General features: G+C 67.7%; 17 protein-coding genes. 4 read left to right on the forward strand and 13 right to left on the reverse strand.

What is annotated here, in order from left to right; translation table 11 throughout:
• Positions 1 to 146: 146 nt before the first annotated feature.
• Together glnA and Sri02f_RS39230 are read left to right on the forward strand one after the other, a co-directional pair.
• Positions 147 to 1,556 carry a type I glutamate--ammonia ligase gene (gene glnA, locus Sri02f_RS39225; RefSeq protein WP_069770819.1) on the forward strand — a complete coding sequence of 470 codons (1,410 nt, stop codon included), beginning with the start codon at positions 147 to 149 and terminating at the stop codon, positions 1,554 to 1,556.
• A 235-nt stretch (positions 1,557 to 1,791) separates the two neighbouring features.
• Positions 1,792 to 2,718 (forward strand): SRA domain-containing endonuclease, encoded by a 927-nt coding sequence (locus Sri02f_RS39230; protein ID WP_109006073.1) that lies wholly within the window; start codon positions 1,792 to 1,794, stop codon positions 2,716 to 2,718.
• Positions 2,719 to 3,095: 377 nt separating this feature from the next.
• Here Sri02f_RS39230 and Sri02f_RS39235 read toward each other — a convergent pair whose 3' ends face one another.
• The 12 genes from Sri02f_RS39235 to Sri02f_RS39290 all read right to left on the reverse strand — a co-directional run bounded on the left by Sri02f_RS39235 (position 3,096) and on the right by Sri02f_RS39290 (position 14,206).
• Entirely contained in the window at positions 3,096 to 4,337 is a 1,242-nt protein-coding gene (locus Sri02f_RS39235) for a tyrosine-type recombinase/integrase (RefSeq protein ID WP_109006074.1), read from the reverse strand.
• A 76-nt stretch (positions 4,338 to 4,413) separates the two neighbouring features.
• On the reverse strand, positions 4,414 to 4,653 hold the full coding sequence (locus Sri02f_RS39240) for a helix-turn-helix transcriptional regulator (RefSeq protein ID WP_109006075.1): 240 nt from the start codon (positions 4,651 to 4,653) through the stop codon (positions 4,414 to 4,416).
• A gap of 439 nt (positions 4,654 to 5,092) precedes the next feature.
• The gene (locus Sri02f_RS39245) at positions 5,093 to 6,565 is read right to left on the reverse strand and encodes an AICE element replication initiation protein (RefSeq protein ID WP_109006076.1); all 1,473 of its coding nucleotides are present in this window, start codon (positions 6,563 to 6,565) and stop codon (positions 5,093 to 5,095) included.
• A gap of 1 nt (position 6,566) precedes the next feature.
• The gene (locus Sri02f_RS39250; RefSeq protein ID WP_109006077.1) at positions 6,567 to 7,427 is read right to left on the reverse strand and encodes a bifunctional DNA primase/polymerase; all 861 of its coding nucleotides are present in this window, start codon (positions 7,425 to 7,427) and stop codon (positions 6,567 to 6,569) included.
• Positions 7,428 to 7,516: 89 nt separating this feature from the next.
• Positions 7,517 to 7,960, reverse strand: coding sequence for a hypothetical protein (locus Sri02f_RS39255; RefSeq protein WP_109006078.1), 444 nt, complete (start codon positions 7,958 to 7,960; stop codon positions 7,517 to 7,519).
• 171 nt (positions 7,961 to 8,131) lie between these two features.
• Positions 8,132 to 10,153 carry a plasmid transfer protein TraB gene (traB, locus tag Sri02f_RS39260; RefSeq protein ID WP_109006088.1) on the reverse strand — a complete coding sequence of 674 codons (2,022 nt, stop codon included), beginning with the start codon at positions 10,151 to 10,153 and terminating at the stop codon, positions 8,132 to 8,134.
• 54 nt (positions 10,154 to 10,207) lie between these two features.
• A complete protein-coding gene (gene traA, locus Sri02f_RS39265) occupies positions 10,208 to 10,798 on the reverse strand; it encodes a plasmid transfer protein TraA (protein ID WP_245971004.1) in 591 nt (196 codons plus the stop codon).
• Positions 10,799 to 10,815: 17 nt separating this feature from the next.
• The gene (locus Sri02f_RS39270; RefSeq protein ID WP_109006079.1) at positions 10,816 to 11,307 is read right to left on the reverse strand and encodes a hypothetical protein; all 492 of its coding nucleotides are present in this window, start codon (positions 11,305 to 11,307) and stop codon (positions 10,816 to 10,818) included.
• Between the two features lie 28 nt (positions 11,308 to 11,335).
• Positions 11,336 to 12,367 carry a phosphoadenosine phosphosulfate reductase family protein gene (locus Sri02f_RS39275; RefSeq protein WP_159106868.1) on the reverse strand — a complete coding sequence of 344 codons (1,032 nt, stop codon included), beginning with the start codon at positions 12,365 to 12,367 and terminating at the stop codon, positions 11,336 to 11,338.
• Positions 12,368 to 12,417: 50 nt separating this feature from the next.
• Entirely contained in the window at positions 12,418 to 13,425 is a 1,008-nt protein-coding gene (locus Sri02f_RS39280; RefSeq protein WP_109006081.1) for a DUF2637 domain-containing protein, read from the reverse strand.
• Positions 13,422 to 13,952, reverse strand: coding sequence for a hypothetical protein (locus Sri02f_RS39285; RefSeq protein WP_109006082.1), 531 nt, complete (start codon positions 13,950 to 13,952; stop codon positions 13,422 to 13,424). Before Sri02f_RS39285 ends, Sri02f_RS39280 begins: the two co-directional genes overlap by 4 nt.
• Positions 13,949 to 14,206 (reverse strand): DUF6284 family protein, encoded by a 258-nt coding sequence (locus Sri02f_RS39290; RefSeq protein ID WP_109006083.1) that lies wholly within the window; start codon positions 14,204 to 14,206, stop codon positions 13,949 to 13,951. Before Sri02f_RS39290 ends, Sri02f_RS39285 begins: the two co-directional genes overlap by 4 nt.
• Positions 14,207 to 14,669: 463 nt before the next feature.
• Between Sri02f_RS39290 and Sri02f_RS39295 the strand changes: the two genes are divergently transcribed.
• The gene (locus Sri02f_RS39295) at positions 14,670 to 15,464 is read left to right on the forward strand and encodes a GntR family transcriptional regulator (RefSeq protein WP_109006084.1); all 795 of its coding nucleotides are present in this window, start codon (positions 14,670 to 14,672) and stop codon (positions 15,462 to 15,464) included.
• A complete protein-coding gene (locus tag Sri02f_RS39300; RefSeq protein WP_109006085.1) occupies positions 15,461 to 16,135 on the forward strand; it encodes a YdcF family protein in 675 nt (224 codons plus the stop codon). Before Sri02f_RS39295 ends, Sri02f_RS39300 begins: the two co-directional genes overlap by 4 nt.
• Positions 16,136 to 16,532: 397 nt before the next feature.
• Here the strand turns inward: Sri02f_RS39300 and Sri02f_RS39305 are convergent, their stop codons facing one another.
• Positions 16,533 to 17,960 carry a GmrSD restriction endonuclease domain-containing protein gene (locus tag Sri02f_RS39305; RefSeq protein WP_109006086.1) on the reverse strand — a complete coding sequence of 476 codons (1,428 nt, stop codon included), beginning with the start codon at positions 17,958 to 17,960 and terminating at the stop codon, positions 16,533 to 16,535.
• Between the last annotated feature and the right edge of the window lie 114 nt (positions 17,961 to 18,074).

Genomic DNA, 18,074 nt, shown 5'->3' on the forward strand with positions numbered 1-18,074 from the left:
GGCAGCCTCCGGTTAACTTGTGCGAAACAAATGGGTCACGCCCGAGAAATCACCCGTCCCTAGGGTCGACGACAGCGTGTGCCACCGCACTGGCCGCACGAACGAACTACCACCCCGGCTCGACGGCCGGGAGTAGGAGGAGCTGGATGTTCCAGAACGCCGACGAGGCCAAGAAGTTCATCGCGGACGAGGACGTCAAGTTCGTCGACGTCCGCTTCTGCGACCTGCCGGGCGTCATGCAGCACTTCACGCTGCCCGTCGAGGCGTTCGACCCGGACGAGGAGCTCGCCTTCGACGGCTCGTCGATCCGCGGCTTCCAGGCCATCCACGAGTCCGACATGGCGCTGCGCGCCGACCTGTCGACCTCGCGCGTGGACCCGTTCCGCCGTGACAAGACGCTGAACATCAACTTCTTCATCCACGACCCGATCACGGGCGAGCAGTACTCCCGTGACCCGCGCAACGTGGCGAAGAAGGCGGAGGCCTACCTGGCGTCGACCGGTATCGCCGACACCGCGTACTTCGGCCCCGAGGCCGAGTTCTACGTCTTCGACAGCGTGCGTTTCCAGACGTCCGCGAACGAGTCCTTCTACCACATCGACTCCGAGGCCGGCGCCTGGAACACCGGTGCGCTCGAGGACAACCGCGGGTACAAGGTCCGCTACAAGGGCGGCTACTTCCCGACCCCGCCGGTCGACCACTTCGCCGACCTGCGTGCGGAGATCTCCCTGGAGCTGGCCGCGTCCGGCCTCCAGGTCGAGCGTCAGCACCACGAGGTGGGCACCGCCGGCCAGGCCGAGATCAACTACAAGTTCAACACGCTGCTCGCCGCGGCCGACGACCTCCAGCTCTTCAAGTACATCGTGAAGAACGTCGCCTGGCGCAACGGCAAGACCGCGACCTTCATGCCGAAGCCGATCTTCGGCGACAACGGCTCGGGCATGCACGTCCACCAGTCCCTGTGGAGCGGCGGCTCCCCGCTGTTCTACGACGAGGCCGGCTACGCGGGCCTGTCGGACATGGCCCGCTACTACATCGGCGGCATCCTCAAGCACGCCCCGTCGCTGCTCGCCTTCACCAACCCGACGGTGAACTCCTACCACCGTCTGGTGCCGGGCTTCGAGGCGCCGGTCAACCTGGTGTACTCGCAGCGCAACCGCTCCGCCGCCATGCGCATCCCGATCACGGGATCGAACCCGAAGGCCAAGCGCGTCGAGTTCCGCGCGCCCGACTCCTCCGGCAACCCGTACCTCGCCTTCTCCGCCCTGCTCCTCGCGGGTCTGGACGGCATCAAGAACAAGATCGAGCCGGCCGAGCCGATCGACAAGGACCTCTACGAGCTGGCCCCCGAGGAGCACGCGGGCGTCGCGCAGGTCCCGACCTCGCTCCCGGCCGTCCTGGACCGCCTGGAGGCGGACCACGAGTTCCTGCTCGCCGGTGACGTCTTCACGTCCGACCTGATCGAGACGTGGATCGACTACAAGCGCACCAACGAGATCGCGCCGCTCCAGCTGCGCCCGCACCCGCACGAGTTCGAGCTGTACTTCGACGTGTGATATCGCCCCAGGTCAGAGCGGGTAACCGCTCCCCTGGGCCGTCTCTGGGCCGTCGGCCGGCTCTCCGCCTTCAGGAGAGCCGGCCGACGGCTTTGTTTGTTGCGGGGCATTTTGGGGCGCCGAAAATAAGCGGCGCCAAATGTTGCGGTGCTCCTGATTATGGATCCAGGTTGGTGACGCTGGCCCGGGTCGGGTAGAGTTTTTGCCAGCGAAACGGACCTAAAGCAGGGTGGGGATGGAAGCCAGCGCAGCAGATCCGACGGTGTGGGACATTGCTGTCGGCGACATCGTGAAGCGCGTCGATGTGCACGAGCGCTACGGGGGGCGCCGCCAAGGCGGCATTGGACCTTCCCGCGTCTCGCCCAACGTGCTCCTCTTCACAGACCCGGTCAAGGGCCACAAGCACGGCTACTTCGACGGCTGGGGCGAGGACGACTGCTACCACTACGCCGGCGAGGGGCAGGTCGGCGACCAGAAGATGACACAGGGCAACCTGGCCATCCTGAACCACAAGCGGGAACGCCGGGCCCTGCGCCTTTTTCGGGGCGTCTCCTCCGGCATGTGTGAGTACCTCGGGGAGTTCACACTTCCTGAAGAACGCCCCTGGTACCGCACCGACGCTCCAGAGACGAACGGCGGGCCGATCCGCAGCGTGATCATGTTCCGACTGCAGCCCGTCTCGGCGGAGGCCCCGGTCGGAACGCAGCTCCCCCACACGCCGAGTGATGAGCCTGTGGTTGAACCGATAGCCGTCGAGGCTCAGCACACTGAGCGGATGCTTGTAGACCCCTCGCGCGAGCCCTACGAGGCTGAGCGCGCTGAGGCGAAGCTGGTTCGCGGCTACGCCGATCACCTGCGGCTACAGGGGCATACCGTCAGTCGCCACAGGATCGCCCCGGCCGGCGTCGCCAAACAGCTACTGACGGACCTGTACGACGTGACGGCCAATCGCCTGTACGAAGCCAAGGGTTCGGTCTCTCGCGAAGCAATCCGCATGGCGATCGGCCAGCTCCTCGACTACGCGCGCTTTCTGCCGCAGCCGGAGCTAGCCCTTCTCGTGCCGTCGCAACCCGAACCTGACCTGCTCGATCTGTGCACCCAGCTACAGATCGTCGTCGTGTGGCCGGAAGGAGATGGATACGCGTCCACCGACACGGCTTGACCGCTCACCACAGGAGTGGTGCCCGAAAAGGGAGCAGGCCACCCGCGGCGCCTGGAAACGATGCGGGTGGCCCCTGCTCACAGCCCCAGTGAAAGAGACAGGAGCAAGTCAAGTATGTCCGATGAACCGGAGGGGCGCGAAGCCCCACGCATGCGAGCCCTGATGTACGCAGGTGCGCTCGCATCCGGTGTAGCGCTCGTGCTGTCCGGCAAGACGACGCCCTTGGAGGCTTCGGCGTTCACATCGCCGTTTTTGATGTACCTCCAGAAGGTAGTTCCAGCGCCGGTTTCCCGGCCTGTCCGTCGTAGGCAGACAGCCCGGAAGTAGCAGTCGCGTGACCTGGTGAGGGGCACGTCTGGCCATGCCAGACGTGCCCCTCACGCCTCATTGGGAGGAGCATCCCGAAACATCCGGTCGATGGCCTTGCGGGCCCGATCGCGACTGTTCGGCATCAAGTGCGTGTACGTACGAAGGGTGAAGCCGGGGTCGGAGTGGCCGAGGTACTCGGCCACAGCCTTGATGTTCTCTCCCGAGTCCAGCAGCACCGACGCGTAGTAGTGCCGCAAGGCGTGCATGCCGTGCTCACGCGACGGTTTGAACCGCTCCCCCGGTACCCGTTCCGGGATGACGCCGGCAGCGATCAGGGCGGGCTTCCACAGGTACATGTTGAAGTAGTTCCTGTTCAGCGCCTTACGCTCCCGCGAGTAGAACAGCAATTTCGCCGTGACCGGCGGGCCGTCCGGGGTCTTCCACGGCAGGGTGACGTCGATAGGGGGTCGGCTAGTGATGTGCGCGGCAAGGGCATCCGACACCACGTCGGGCAGCGGCACGTCTCGCAGCTTGCCGCCCTTGGGCGGGGCGAACACCATCTGCGGACCGACCAGCTTGACCTGTCGCACGACGTGCACCGCTCCTCCGACGAAGTCGACTTCGTCGACGGCAAGCCCGAATATCTCGCCCTGCCGCAAGCCGCACCCGGCGCCGACGTCGACAGCCGTCGCGTACTGGCTCGGAAGTCCGGCCCGAACGGCGAACACCCGGTCACGGGTCCACGGCTTGATCTTCCGCCGGTCCAGCTTGGGCGCCCGCACGGAGCCTGCGCGGCAGGGGTTCCGGGCCAGAATGCCGTCGTCCACGGCGGCGCCGAACACAGCGGAGACGTTCGCGAAGACCGTCCGCTGATACGACGCTGCCATCCCGGAGTCTGCGAGGGCCCGTGCCCATGTGCGGATATGGACGGGTTGGAACGCGCTCAGGGAGCGAGACCCGAGGTAGGGGAAGGCGTGTAGCCGGAACCGCAGCTCCATGTTCACGATGGTGGAAGGGTCCGTGGTCTGGGATGCCAGCCACTGAGTGGCGAACTCCTTGAACGTGACCTTGCCGGAGGATGGATCAACGTACTGACCACGGGTCATGTCAGCCGCGATCTGAGTCAGCCAGGCTTCCGCAAGTCGCTTCTGCTTGTCCGGGAACGACTTGCTGCGTTCGGTCCCATCCGGCGCGACGTAGCGGGCGCGGTAGCGCAACCCCGTCCCGTATCGGTCGGTCTTTGCCCTGATCGTCTTGCCATTGGATGCCGTCTCGGTCTTGTACCAACGGTCTTGGATGTGGCCAGCCATACGGCGGTGGTCCTTTCGACATGCAGCAGGGAGAGCCGCCCACGTCGGATCTCCCTGCTGTCTGGGGGATGGTTAGCTACGCGGCGCCCTGGCAGGCGCTCTTTCGCTGAACGACGTAGGCGCGCACGTCGGCCGGGTCATAGCGGAGGTGCTTGCCGATACGGAAGCCGGGCGGCCCAGTGCGCTTCCTGCGCCACTGGTAGACGGTGTCGAGCGGCACGCCGAACATCTCGGCGATGTCGTCTGGGGTGAGGTACCGGTCGGGGAGGCCTCCTCGGAGAGTGGCGAGGGGGGCTGAGGCTGTCGGCTTTGCCATAGGGACTCCAAGAGGGGAGGGCATGGCCGCGTCTGTCCGAGCTGCGGATTTCTGCGTCACCGCGTCACCTGCGTCATTCAGGCCTTCTGACCTGCGGGTTTTGGGTGACGCAGACGGGAGGGGGTGCGTCACCTGTGACGCGGGCTGTCCGTCACCCGTGACGCGGATGACGCGACGTGACGCAACCGGCGGCCGTCTGCGTCACGGCCGTATGCCCAGCTCGCTGGCCGTTTTTCGGACCCTCGTGACGCAGGTGACGCAGCGTTCTCCACTTAGGAAAAGAGAGGGGGTGTCTGTGGTGGTGCAGCGGCTCAGGTCGTGAAGAAGGAGCCGCTGCGCGGCGCGTCTATCGCAGGGCGGCGCCGCCGCCGAACAGCAAAGAGGAGCACGCCTGTCCGGTGGTGCTCCTCTTGCTCGTGCGGGCGCTGGGCGGTGCCGGTCAGAGCGCCGGCTGCTCGTGCGGGGGCGCAGCGGACGAGCGGGTCATCTCGATGTAGCGGCCTTCCCTGGTGCGGCCCGAGTCGATGAAGACACCCCGGGCTGCCAGGGTCGGCTGGAGGCGCTTGAGGCGGTCGGAGAGGACTTTGCCGGTGGTCGGCCACCCCTTGGGCAAGGGACGGAAGTCCTCGCCGGTGTAGAGGCGGGTGAGGCAGTGCAGCCACTCCGTGGAGGTCATCCGCTGCGCCGCGCCCGCCTCGATCTCTGCGGCGTGCCTGAGGACGGTCTGCGCCAGCAGGTCACCCTCGATGACGTCGTCGTTGAGGTCGTCCAGACTGGCCCGGTAGGCGGTGAGCGCTCCGAGGCCGGTTGCAGTGTCGAGCTGCGCGCACAGGTGTGCGAAGTCCGCCATTCGCAGGTCGGTGGGAGTTTCCGCCTCAACCGCACGGACCTTGACCGTGAGGTCCAGGAGCGAGCCGAGGACGACGGGCAGAACCTCTGCGTACTCCGCCCACAGTTCCGCCTCGGTGCGCCGTACCCGAGGCCGCTCCAGGCGCAGGGGCAGGAGCCGTTCCGCCAGGTCGGGGCGGATGACTCCCACGTCGATGCCGGTCAGCAGCATGGGGCGGCGGTATCGGGCGCGGACCACGTCCCCGTCGGTGTAGAGGGCGCGCTTGACGTTTTCGGCGCCGGTGACGATGCAGCACATGGCGTCGGACAGGTCCGGGGTCATGTGGGAGAGGTTGTCCAGGGCGGTGACCCATCCGGCCGCTACTGCGGCGATCAGGTTTTCCTCGTCCTTCGGGGCGCGGCGCAGGTCGCCGCTCATGCCCTCGATGATCCGCACGAGCATGCGCCCGCCGGTGGACTTGCCGGCGCCCTGGGGGCCGGTGAGGAAGGGGGCGGGTACGGGCACGGACGGTCCGAGGCAGCCGATGAGCCACGCGATGGCCAGGCACTCGGTCTCGGCGTTGGCGAAGTTGCACAGCCTCATCAGGAGGTCGATGCCTTTCCCGTCGGTGTCCTTGGCGGGCAGGGGCAGTTCGCCGGTGAGCTGGGTGCGCCGCCAGCACACCTCGCGCGGGTCGGGGATGACGATGTCCCAGCCGGTGGGGTGGATGCGGACCGACTGTCCGTCGTTGCGGCCCAGGTCCAGCCAGGTCGCCCCGTCGAATCCTGGGGCGACGCGAATGTGGACAGACTGCACGTCCTCGGTCAACGCGAGGGCTTCGATCAAGTCCAACGCCTCCTTCAGCGCGGTGCCGTTGAACACGCCCAGTCCGTCTCGGAAGAGGCCGACCATGAGTTCCTGGCGGTGGCTGCCCGTGGTGCCCTGTGAGCGGATCGGGCGGGCCACGGGGTGGCCGTTCTTCTGCGCGTACACGGTCCCGTCTGCGGTGCGGAAGTACCGGAAGTGCGCCTGCGCGTAGGCGGTGATGACCTCGCGGGCAGGGTTCTTCTCGTCGTCGGACACGTCACAGTCCCAACCTGGTACGGGCGTTGTTCCACGCGTCAGTGCAGTGCCGGGGCGATTCCCCCTTGGCCTGCGCCGCGGTGAACAGCCGCGCGACGTGGGCGTCGGTGAGGCAGCCACACCGGCCATGCGTGGACAGCACAGCGAGGAACGTCCGGTAGACAGTGATGTGCACCGCGCTGCGGGCTTCGGTGATGCGCTGCTCTGCCATGGCGATGCCACGCTCCAGGTAGACGGGCGTGCGGTGACGGCACTCCACGTCCCCGACTCCGGCGGGCACGGTGACTGCGTGCGGCGCCGGCCGGGCCGTGGGGGGTTCCTTCACGGCCAGCGTGCGGACTGCGTCCGGCAGCTCGGCCATGCGGCCGGTGCCGGGGCCGAGGTAGCGGGCGTAGGACATGGTGGACTTGATGTCTACGCCCGGCCGGACCGCATTGGCGGACTGCATCGGCCCCAGGTAGATCCAGTGCTCACCACGGGTGGTGGGCACGGTCTGGGTGGCCGGCAGGTTTTCGCGTGCCCACCTCACCGCGTCGGCGTTGTCCAGGTCCACGACCGTCAGCCAGGCCCCGCCGGGGTGGTAGGCGACCGCGCTCGCGCGCACCCACGCACGCCGCCAGACGCCGGACTGGATGACGTCCGGGTCCGTGGTCGCGGCAGCCCAGGCATGGCACGGGCCGGGGCAGGCGCACGGCCCAGCGTTCTTCATGTTGGGCCGGCCGCCACACGCGCTGTCCGCACACCTGCGGCAGTTGCCGAATGGAACCTTTCCCGCTCGCAACGGCAGCACCGGCACGCCGGAGGCTGCCAGGGAGAGCGCAGTACGCAGGTGCTCGCCCCGAATGTCGGTCGGTTGCGTCATGCTGGGGACCTCCACTGGTCAGTTGTGGTCAGGTGGGCAAGGGCGGCCCCGCGTTCTTTGGCGAGAGGTGGGGGCCGCCCTTGGCGTAGCTAGCCGTGGAAGTGGCTGCGCTTGATCACTGCCTTGCGGATGTTGACCGTGGTCCCGCCGGTGTGGCGGGGGCCGAAGACCTGCACGGCGATCCATCCACCGAAGATGACCGCGGCGAGGATGATGAGCTGGGTGATGAACGCGGTCAGGGCGGCGATGAACGAGGTGAGCAACACCAGGCCCCCGCACACCGCAGCGAACCCGACCCCGCCAAGGGCGATGTTGATCGCGGTGCGCGAGACGGCGGGGCGCGTCTCCGCCGCCGGGGTGGGGGTGGGGGTGAGGGTATAGCCGGTGACGACTCGGCCGTCGGGCAGGACGACGCTCTGCACGGTCGGCGCCGGGCCGGGCTGGGCGGACACGAGGTGCGTTGTGGGGGTGAACGGGGTGATGGGCTGGGGGTGGTGGACTTCGACGGCCGTGGGCCGGTCGGTGTGGGTCATGGAGGGTCCCTCCAGGGGTAGGCCGCGGGCCCGCGCGAGGCTGGGCGGGCCCGGGTGAGGTGGGGTGTTACGGGCAGGTGTGAGGGCGCCGTTACGGGGTGCTGTGAGGGTGCGTAACGGCGCGTCTGCCTAGGGGTTTGGGTGTGAGGCGGCGTAACACCGTTAGGGGTGTTAGGCGGCGGCGAGGGCGGGGACGATGCGCCAGCGTCCGGTGGTGTTCGTCGCTTCCAGGCGGCCCTCCAGGGCGGCGTCCTTCAGGCGCAGGGACACCCAGGAGCGGGAGAGGTTGTGGCGGTCGCACCAGTCGGTGAAGTCCTTCGGACCGACGATCATCTGACCGTCGCGCTCGAAGTCCTCCAGCGCCTGGGCGAACAGCCGGCGGGCCTCGTCCGGTGACGGCTTGTGTCCGCTCTCCTGGCCGAACAGCGGTGCGTCGTCGCCGTCCTCGGGGTCGGGGAGTTCGGTGTCGGGGTCGATGTACGCGTCCTCGGGATCCACGAGGAGTCCGCTCTGGTTCATGTCGTCCTCCTCGGGGACGGCCCGCAGTGCCGCCGGGAGCTGGGTGTCGGGGGCGGGCCGGCCGGTGTAGGCGCGGCCGGCGACGCTGGAGACGGCCCCCGCAGTGACGGGGTCGGCGCTGGCGCCGTTGCGCTGGGCCCAGGTGGCAAGTGCTTCCATGACGGGTACGGCCCGCTGGGTGAAGCGGCGGGTGCGTCCCGGGGAGGGGTAGCGGTCCTCGGGGACGCCGGGGGAGACGAGGTAGCAGTAGCCGGGGCGCCGGTTGCCCCACGCACCGGGGTGGGCGCCTGCGGCCAGGACCTCATCGGGGAGGCAGAAGCCCTCGTCGCGCGCGTCGCAGCCCAGCGCGATCACGGAGGGCAGGGAGGCGCGGGTACTGGTGGACATCTGGTCGTAGGACGGCCGCTGAAGCGACACGATCAGCGAGATGCCCGCGGAGCGGGCCTCCTGCGCGATCCCGGTGAACGCGTCGTCGCCGAGCGCGCGGAGGGTGTTGGCGGCTTCCTCGAACCAGGCGACCATGAACGGCATCCCCGCACACCCGCACGCCCGGCCGTCGCTGCGGCAGGTGTGCTCGGGGCTGGTCTGCTGCTGCGCGGCTTCCACCACCCACTGGCGGTAGCCGTGGGCGCCCAGCCAGCGGGTGCGGGCGGGGATGGCGGCCTGTACGGCCTCCACCATCACCTCAGTGTCCGTCCCGCCCTCGACACCCCAGTCCAGGCCCGGGCGGAGCGGGGCGAAGTCCTGGAATGCCTTGGGGTCGGACAACATCACGATGACGTCCCTGCGGGAGAGGATCTCGGTGAGCAGGTTGAGGGCGGTGTCGCCCTTGCCGGATCCGGTCCCGCCGGCGATGAGCAGGTGGGTGGAGTTGCGGCCGGCGTCCGGGTCACCGGGAAGCCAGACCTCCAGCGGGGCGCCGTCGTCGTAGCGGCCCAGGTTGAGCGGTTCGGTGATCGAGCCGCCCAGGTTCGATGGGCCCTCCCACTCCACTACCTCGGACAGCATGTCCTCGGGGACGATGACGAGCTCGCCGCGGCGGGCGGAGTCGGCGTTGGGGGTATAGCGCACGGCGGAGGTCGGCAGGTCCAGCGCGGACGCGATACGGGCCAGGGCCTTGGTCACGTCGTCGTGGGTCTGCTCACCGGCCTCGACCGCCAGCGGGGCCGTGACTCGGTTCGGTTCGACCTTCGCGGCGCCGAGTTGGGCCCGGGCCAGTCCGACCTTCTCGAGCAGGCCCTTGTCCCCGCCCTGCCCGCCCTCGTTGGCGTCGGGGGTGTGGCGCAGGATCATCCGCGCGTTCCACGACAGTGCTACGACCGGCCCGCCCATGATGAACAGGTCATCGATCGGCCCGGCGGTCGGTCCGGCGAGGCAGGCGGCGGTCACCCAGGCGGAGCCGGCGGCGACGGTGATGGCGGAGTGGAGTCGGCGCTGTTGGCTGGTCGACTTCCCCGCCCACCAGGTTGCCCCGGTCAGGGCCACGGAGGCGAGGGTGAGGCCGACGCCGGCGGCGGCGCTGTCGCCCCAGCGCCAGTGTCCGAGGGCGCCGGCCAGGCCGGTACCGGCCCACCCGATCCACGGCGGCATGTGGGGCTTGGCCCGGTGCAGCAGGTAGGCGCTGATGCTGCCTCCGTCGGATCCGCCGCGCGGATCCACGAGGTAGCCGGGCATGCCGTCGTAGTGGGTGGTTGTCCTGTTCTGATGACGGACCATCGCCATGTCTCCTTACTGCTGGGCCCAGTTCATGGCTCGCTGCTGCGGCTTGCGGGCACGGTGACGGACGCTGTTGATCTCTCCTTCGAACTCCTGCTGGAAGGTCGCGTAGCAGGCCGCGGCGTTCTTCGCGGCGTCGCGCAGGGCGTCCGCGGAGCGCTGCATCTTGCGGGCCACCTTCTGGGCCCGGATCCGGGAGCCGAGCATCCGACCCTCGGGGTCGGGCACGGTGGACAGCACGCCCTTGAGGATCTCCGCCCCCATCGCGACCTCGAAGGAGAGCATCACCGCGGCGGCGCGCAGGCTGTTGCAGTACTGTCGGATCTGCGCCGGCGAGGCGAAGTCGGGCGCCGGGAGCAGCCCGTCGGAGTGCGAGCGGCCGCCCCTGCCCGCGCGGGCGGGGGTCTTGCTGTTGTTGACGGTGACGTTGATGGGCGGGACGAACGAGCCGCCCAGGGCGCCGACGAACCCGCCCGCGGCGGCGCCGGCGTTGGCGAACTTGTTGCTCTTGTTACCGTTCTCGTCGATCAGCGGCCGGCGCCCCTGCTGGGCCTGGCGGTGCTGGCGGTTGGCGGCGCGGTTGGCGGAACCGTTGTCAGCCATGCGGGGATCTCCTCAGGTCAGTGCGAGCGGCGGACGACGAGCCAGGCGGTCTGCGCGGCGATCAGCACGAGCAGCCAGATGGCGGCTAGCGGGCCGGAGAACGGGCCGAACGCGGCGGCCAGCGCCAGCCACGCGGCGGCGATCGAGACGAGCAGGACCAGTCCGGCACGCCAGAGCAGGACGCCGGCGCGGGCAGGGCGGCGGCGCTGCATGATGGCCAGCCACAGCAGCGGCGCCACCGCGGCGGGGGCGAGCAGCAGACTGGACCACCACGCCAGCGCGTGCAGGACGGCGGTCAGCGGCAGGGCCAGCAGGGCGAGGGCGGTCGGGGCCAGCGCGGTGCGGACGTTCCACAGGGCGCGGCCCAGGAAGCCGAGCGCTTCGCGGGTCAGCGAGGGGCGTTCGGGGACGACTACCACGAACGGGTCGCTCCCGCGGCGCCCGCGTCGGCGGGGGATGTGGACGGTGGTCACGCCCGCGGCACCGCGGGCACGGGTACGGCTGGACACAGCAGAACTCCCATGCTGTTGGAGGGATTCAGGCGGCGCGCTGTTCGTCGCTGCTGGTGAAGGTTGCGAACTGGGTGTCGGTGATCAGCCCCGTCTCGCGCCATTCGGCGAGCAGATCGGCTTGCCCCTCGATGCCGTCGCACTTGGCACACAGCCGCCCGGCCGGGCGACGCCGGCGACTACCGGGCGGGCGCTGGCCCCACTTGCACGCGGGCAATCCCGCAGCTTCGGCTTCGCGTTCCAGCTCTCGCAGGGGCTTGGCGGCGTGGGGGTAGAAGAACTCGATCTCATCCAGCTCGCCGGGCTTGGCGAACGCCCCACACAGGCACTCACCCGACATGTGCAGGTGAACGGTCACTTCGTTCAATGGCAGCGCATCCGGCGTGCACAGCATGTGCTCGGTGTGCTGGTGCGGGAGGGTGCAGCGGTGGCGGGCCCGGTATTCACGCATGTGGGCATCGGTCCAGTGCACGATCGGAGACACCCAGATCAGCGCGCCTTCGCGGTCGACCTCTTCGGCGTTGCGGAACCGGCGGTCGGTCTCCGCCCACCGCATCCCGCCCAGATAGACGACATTGCGGGAGCGCCCGTGGCGGCCGATGATCTGCCCCCGCAGCCGCTGCAACGGTTCGTCCTTCAGCCGGCGGTACATCACGGAGTGCCCGGCCGGGCCGGGGAAGCCCTTCCATACCTGTCGGCCGATGTTCTTGCCGCGGGTGGAGAGCACGTTGCCGAGCACGAGATCCCGGTAGGAATGCTTCGGGTGCAGCTCATGCAGAGGCAGCCCCCAGGCGGCGACCACGTCTCGCACGTGCTGTGTGGTCTCCGGGATCCCCGTGCCGGTGTTGACGTGGGCGATCGCTTCCACACGGTGGCGGAAGAGGTGGTTGACCACCACGGAGTCGTTGCCGCCGGAGAACAGCCCGATCGTGGCGACCACGGGGAAGGCAGCCAGGACGCGATCAAGGATCGCGAGCGAGCGGGCTATGGCCTCATCCAGTGTCATCGCTTCCGGCTCGGCCTGCGCCTTGGGTGGCCGGCCGGTGATGCGGTCGGCCATGCCGGGGAACATGTCCCCAGCCGGCTGACGACGCTTGCCCCGGGCGGTCATCAGCGGCTCGCAATCGCGAGTTCGGCGCCACCCGTACCGGGGTCGCGGTGCTCGGCGTAGCGGGTAGAGACCCACCCCACCGACCAGCCGCACAACTCCGCAGCAGCCCGAACCGGCAAGCCCGCCTCGAACGCGGCCGTCACGATCGCACGGGCTTCATCCTCAGCAAGCTTGCCCGCGGCCGGACCACGCTCCAACAGGGCGGCGCGTTCATGCGCGGCCCGCTCCTCCCGCTCCCGCTGTTCACGTGCGAGGGCCTGCTCACGCTCGCGGCGCTCCCGGTCGGCCCGCTCGGCGGCCTCCTGGGCCTGGCGTTCACGCTCCTGCTCGCGCTGTTCACGCTCGCGTTCACGGCGTTCACGCTCGGCCCGCTCCGCTGCTTCCCGGGCGGCCTGCTCCTCGCGCTCCTCCCGCCGCCGGCGCTCCTCACGCTCAGCCGCCTCCTGCGCCAGGCGCGCTTCGTGTTCACGCTGTTCACGCGCCAAGGCGGCGGCCTGCTCGCGCTCCTCCCGCGCCTCGCGGCGGGCGGCCTCATCACGCTCGCGGGCCGCCTGCTCGCGCCGCTCATCCTCGGCCCGTTGCCGTGCCTCCATCGCCGCCACCGCAGCGGTGATGGCTCGTCGGTAGGCGAGACCGGTTTCGGCGGTGACGATCAGCAGCAGCGGCGCAACGGCATGGACAGCCACGCCGACCAGGTCTTTCGCCAGGGCGGAGTCAGCGGTGTTCAGTGCCAGGGTCATGGCGCCGGTCATCCACCGCAGCGCCACCGGCCACCGTCCCCCGTGCCCACCCAGCCGGGCCAGCACCGAGTCAAGACGCACCACGATCACGACCGCGGCATCCACCACCAGCGGCAGAATCGGCGCCGTCCAGGCCCACTTACTTGGGGTGTGGGCGGCCATCAGCGGCGTGACGGTGAGGATCGAATACAGCATTGCTCCGGACACGATCAGCCACATGCCGATGGACAACGCGCGTTCCGCTGAACGGATCTGAACACCGTTCACGCCGCGCCCTCCCAACCCTCAGGCGACGGCATCGACGCGTCACGGAATCCCTTCACGGCCTCATCCCGCGTGAACGTCAACAACCGCCAGAGCACCTGAGAAGCCGGGCGTTCATCGCCCGCCTTCCACGCGTGAACGGGCACGCCCTTCGTGGCGGCGTAGGCGTAGGCGTCCTCATGGCTGCTGTGGATGCTGTGCGGCTCGCCCCAGTGGAGCAGCAGCACCAGCGACCGCCCCGCCAACCGGGCCGCCTCCAGCTCCTCACCCAGCACACGGATCCGCTCGGCGCGCTCACCCAGGGCCGTCTCCATGGCGGTGAGCGCGTCGCGCAGCCGGAAGCAGTCCTCCCGAAGGATCGCCGCGTCGGTCTTCTCCGACTCGGCTCGGGCGGTCAGCTCCCACACCTCACGGACGTGACGGGCCCAAGCGGCATCCGCCAGCCCCTGCACCTCCCGCGCCCGAGCGCGCGCCCGGGCGGCGGCCTCGCTCATCCGGCGCAGATGGCCGGCGGTGACGATGCAGATCACGCCGCCTCCCCCGCAGCGACACGGTTGGCGAGCGCCGCCCGCTCGGCCAGCACCCGGTGACGGGCCCGGCGTGCGCGCCGCGACTCCAGCTCGCCCGCCGTCCGCTCCAGCAGAGGGATCTGCACGTCCAGCGCCTCGATGTCGGCGAGGATCAGCGGCATCTCCCGCTCGATCGCATCCAGCTCAGCGTCGGTCGGCTCCATCCAGTCCGCGAACGCGGTAACAGCTTCCTGAACAGTGACGATGTGGTCCATTGGGTCGTGTTCTCCCTAGCAGGTGGCAACGGCCCGAACAGAGCCCCCGGTGTTCCCGCACCGGGGGCTCACGCCGTTGAGGTCGGATTTTCCGGCTCCCCTCAGCGCTGCTCGTACGAGACGAGCAGCGGAGGCAACCGGCCGCAGCGCATACGCTGCGGGGGTGAGGTCGCACTGTTTTCGTACGCGGGGACAGAACCCACGTACGCCGCCCGCTTGCAGAGGTGGGGCGGTCTCCCTCAGCACGCTGTTGAGTTGTCAAGGAACTTCCGGCAAGGGGCCCGCCCACATCCAGAGGCGAGCTATCCCAAACCGGTACGGCGTGGAAGCAGCCCAAAGAAGGCCCCTCCGACCCGCTGTCCTAGGACTGCGAGCGGCTTGAGATGACAGTGCCACGCAGTCCTAGGACAGTCAATAGTCCTAGGACTGTGGTTCACTGGTTTGCGGTCGAGAGGAGTTCTGCGTGGCACCGAAGTGGCGCGAGTTGGCGGACAGGTTCGCGGAGCAGATCAAGAGCAGTCAGTTGCCGCCGGGCTCCCAGTTGCCCCAGATCAGAGAGCTAGTCGAGGCAGGGGAAGGCTCAAAGGAGACGGTCCACAAGGCCTACAAGGCCTTGGAGGCTGAAGGCCTTGTGACGTCGACGCGCGGACATGGCACCGTCGTGCGTCCGCGTGCTGCGCTCAAGCGGCTGGGTGTCGCCCGGTACGACAAGGCGAAGTGGCGCGACGGTGACGAAGTCGCGTTCATCGCTGACCGTGTCGCATCCGGACGCGCGTACAAGCGCAACGAGCAGACACAGACCGTGAGCCGTGTCGAGGCGGACAGCCTCGTAGCGGAGGGACTGGGTGTCCCAGTCGGCTCCGAGGTGTACGCACGCGCCCGACTCGTGAAGGAAGGAGTGCAGCCGACTCATACCCTGACCAGCTACTACAGGCCGGAGCACGTCGAAGGGACACGCATTGTCGACCCCACCCCGGGCCCTGCCGGCCGTGGCGGCGGATACCGGGTCCTCTACGACGCGGGATACGAGATCGACCACATGAGAGAGGTCCTGTTCGCCCGCGTCCCGACAACGGACGAAGTACAGCTCCTACAGCTCCCCGCCGGTGAGCCGGTAGTCGAGCTGCACCGGACCACATACACCGCAGATGGCACGGTGGTTGAGTTCGCGGTGGGCATTCACTCGGCTTCTCGCTTCGCGTGGGAGTACGACTTCAAGGTTCCCGACTCTGCACAGGACAGGAAGGGGCAGGAATGATCTCGGCACAGGCATGGGCGGATGCTCGACTCCTGTGGGACTACCACTTCATGCGCCATGACCTACGACCGTGTTCGGTGGCGGTGGGGCTAGGCAGTCACGACCTCGGTGTGGCTGACGTGACAGCCGAGCTGTACCACCAGGGCATGGCGCCAGCCATCGTCTTCACGGGCGCCACCAGCCCCACGACCCGCGCGCGCATGCCGCGCGGTGAAGCTGTCCACTATCGCGAGCGGGCGTTGCAGCTAGGGGTGCCCGAGTCCGCGGTACTCCTGGAACCGTGTGCGACGAACACCGGCGAGAACATCGAGTTCACGAAAGCGGTGCTGGCAGAGGCTGACGTCATGGTCTCGTCCGTCCTGCTCGTGAGCAAGCCGTACGAAGAGCGGCGCTCGTACGGCATGATGCGGAAGCTCTGGCCCGAGGTCGAAGTGGTGTGCGCTTCTACGCCGATGGGCTTGGAGGAGTACGCCGACTCCATCGGAGACGCTCGCATGGTGATCGACATGATCGTGGGCGCCCTGCAACGAGTGCTCGCTTTCCCAAGGTTGGGCCTGGCCATCGAGCAGGACGTGCCAGACACCGTCGTAGCCGCCTTTGAGCGGCTGTGCATTGAAGGCTTCACTAGCCGACTCATGCCGGCTGACGTTGCTGCCCGCCCCGGCACGTGATGCCAGGGCGGGCAGTAGCCTGCCTGAGCTTCGTTCTGCACTTTTCCTGCCTCATCAAGCCCCGGCTGCGCTCGGCTCCGCCGGGCGCGCTGCGGGCGACGCTCCTGCCTCAGGCCCGCTCCGCCCGCGCTGCACCGACGCGCGCCCACTGGTGGATGGGGCCCGATAGACGTGAGGCGATCACCGCGTACGCGACGGTCAGAACTGTGCCTCCGGCGAGGGATCGGCCGGCACCGGGATGGAGGGGGCACCGTCGCCGACCGCGGGCCCGTTGTGGCGGATGCTGGGGGCTCCCATCTCGCACACCATCGACCCACGCAGAGCCGAGCAGACGTCGCGCTACCGACAGCGCGCCGCACTCTGAGTTCGGCCGGCCCAGCGTGCAATCGAACAATGTCTAGTCGGCATCTTGCTGCAGTTCATCTACGGGATCCCAGCGTGCACCCTTTGCACGATTGCAGGCGCGGTGCAGGAGCTGACCGTTTCCTTCGACCGTTTCGCCACCCTTCGAGAAGGGCACGATGTGATCAACCTCGGATTCTTCGAAGATCAGGGGCTTGTCACACTCCGGACATTCTCTGTCTTCGGCGGCCGTCTTGTCCCACAAATTCTGTTTCTGCTGCAAAGTGAAAAATCGCTGCCGCCTGCCTTCTGGGACACCTGAAAGCGCCAGGCGGATGGCCGCTTCATACCGCGAAAAGCGAAACTCGACGTTAGGCTTCCCTGTGGTGCCACGTTGAATTGCGTCGTTGAATCGCTCGTTGTAGACGTGTAGCCGCTGAGCGGCGTCGATAATTTCGAGCCGGTGGTCTTTGAGTGCCGTATCGAATGCCCCGGCATCCTTGAAGCCGTAGCGCGAGTGGTCGAGAAAAGCCCAGACTTGGGCTTCCATGAGTGCGCGATTGAGATTCCGAGCCCACTCGCCGAGACTGTGGTCTGGGATCCTATACGGCCGGAATCTGAGCTCTCCGAAAACGTCGATTACACGTACGAGAGCCTTCTCGACGATCTTGCATCTGCGCTCTCTGGACTGCGGATCCTCACTCTTCCCTATCGTCATCTCATCGTTAAGGAACTGATTGAGCCGCTTGTTAGGGAAGTCCATGTACCCGCGGCGCTGGTAAGCCAGCAGACGAGAAAGATATTCAACGTCTTTCATGCGCTTCCACTCTGCCTCAGTTACCCGCAGTTTCTCCTTGAGCTTTTCTGCGTAGCCCTTGATTTCATTCAGGTATTCGCTGTGGTGCACGGCATTGCGCAGTTCCTGGTCCGACAGGACGGTGCTTCTCTGATTGAGCCGCTTGAACAGTTCAAATTTGTCGGCGCGTGAGGTTATAGGGATCGTAGCGGTCGACAACTTGAAGTTTTTGAAGGCGGCCTTTAGTATCGGCTTCAGATCGACAAAACGCTTCCCGCGAAGTTCATCCACGACCGAGTCGTCAGGCATCGTCAACGTCCCATCGTAAAACTCTTTAAGGGAAGTGAGTCTTTGTTGACCGTCGACGACCTCACGAACAGGAACCTGCTCTCCATCTATGTCGAGTTCGGCATCTGCCAGGTAGATGAGAGGGAGGGGTAGGCCAAGGAATACTGACTCAATCAGCGCGGATTTCTTCTTGCGATCCCAGAATGCCCGTCGTTGATATGAGGGCTGAAGGATGATTGAGCCGTCCTGGATAGAACCCAGCACGGACAGGACCGTTTCGGTGACGGGCGTTACGATCTGCGGCTGCTGGCCGATCTTGATCATGCCGGCCGTGCTGACGTCTTCAACCTGGTCGCTCGGGTCTTCGGTGATCTCTTCCAGGTCATCGCGATCTGCCATAGACGTGAACTTAGCCTAGCGGAGGCTCTGTTGGGCAGCTCTGCCGTCGCGTCCTCAGCTCACCTAGGCGCACACCTCCTTCAGCTGGGCCGTCCGAGGCTGGTCAGTGCCGAC

Source organism: Streptomyces rishiriensis (assembly GCF_003112535.1).
GTDB classification, from domain to species: Bacteria; Actinomycetota; Actinomycetes; order Streptomycetales; family Streptomycetaceae; genus Streptomyces; species Streptomyces rishiriensis.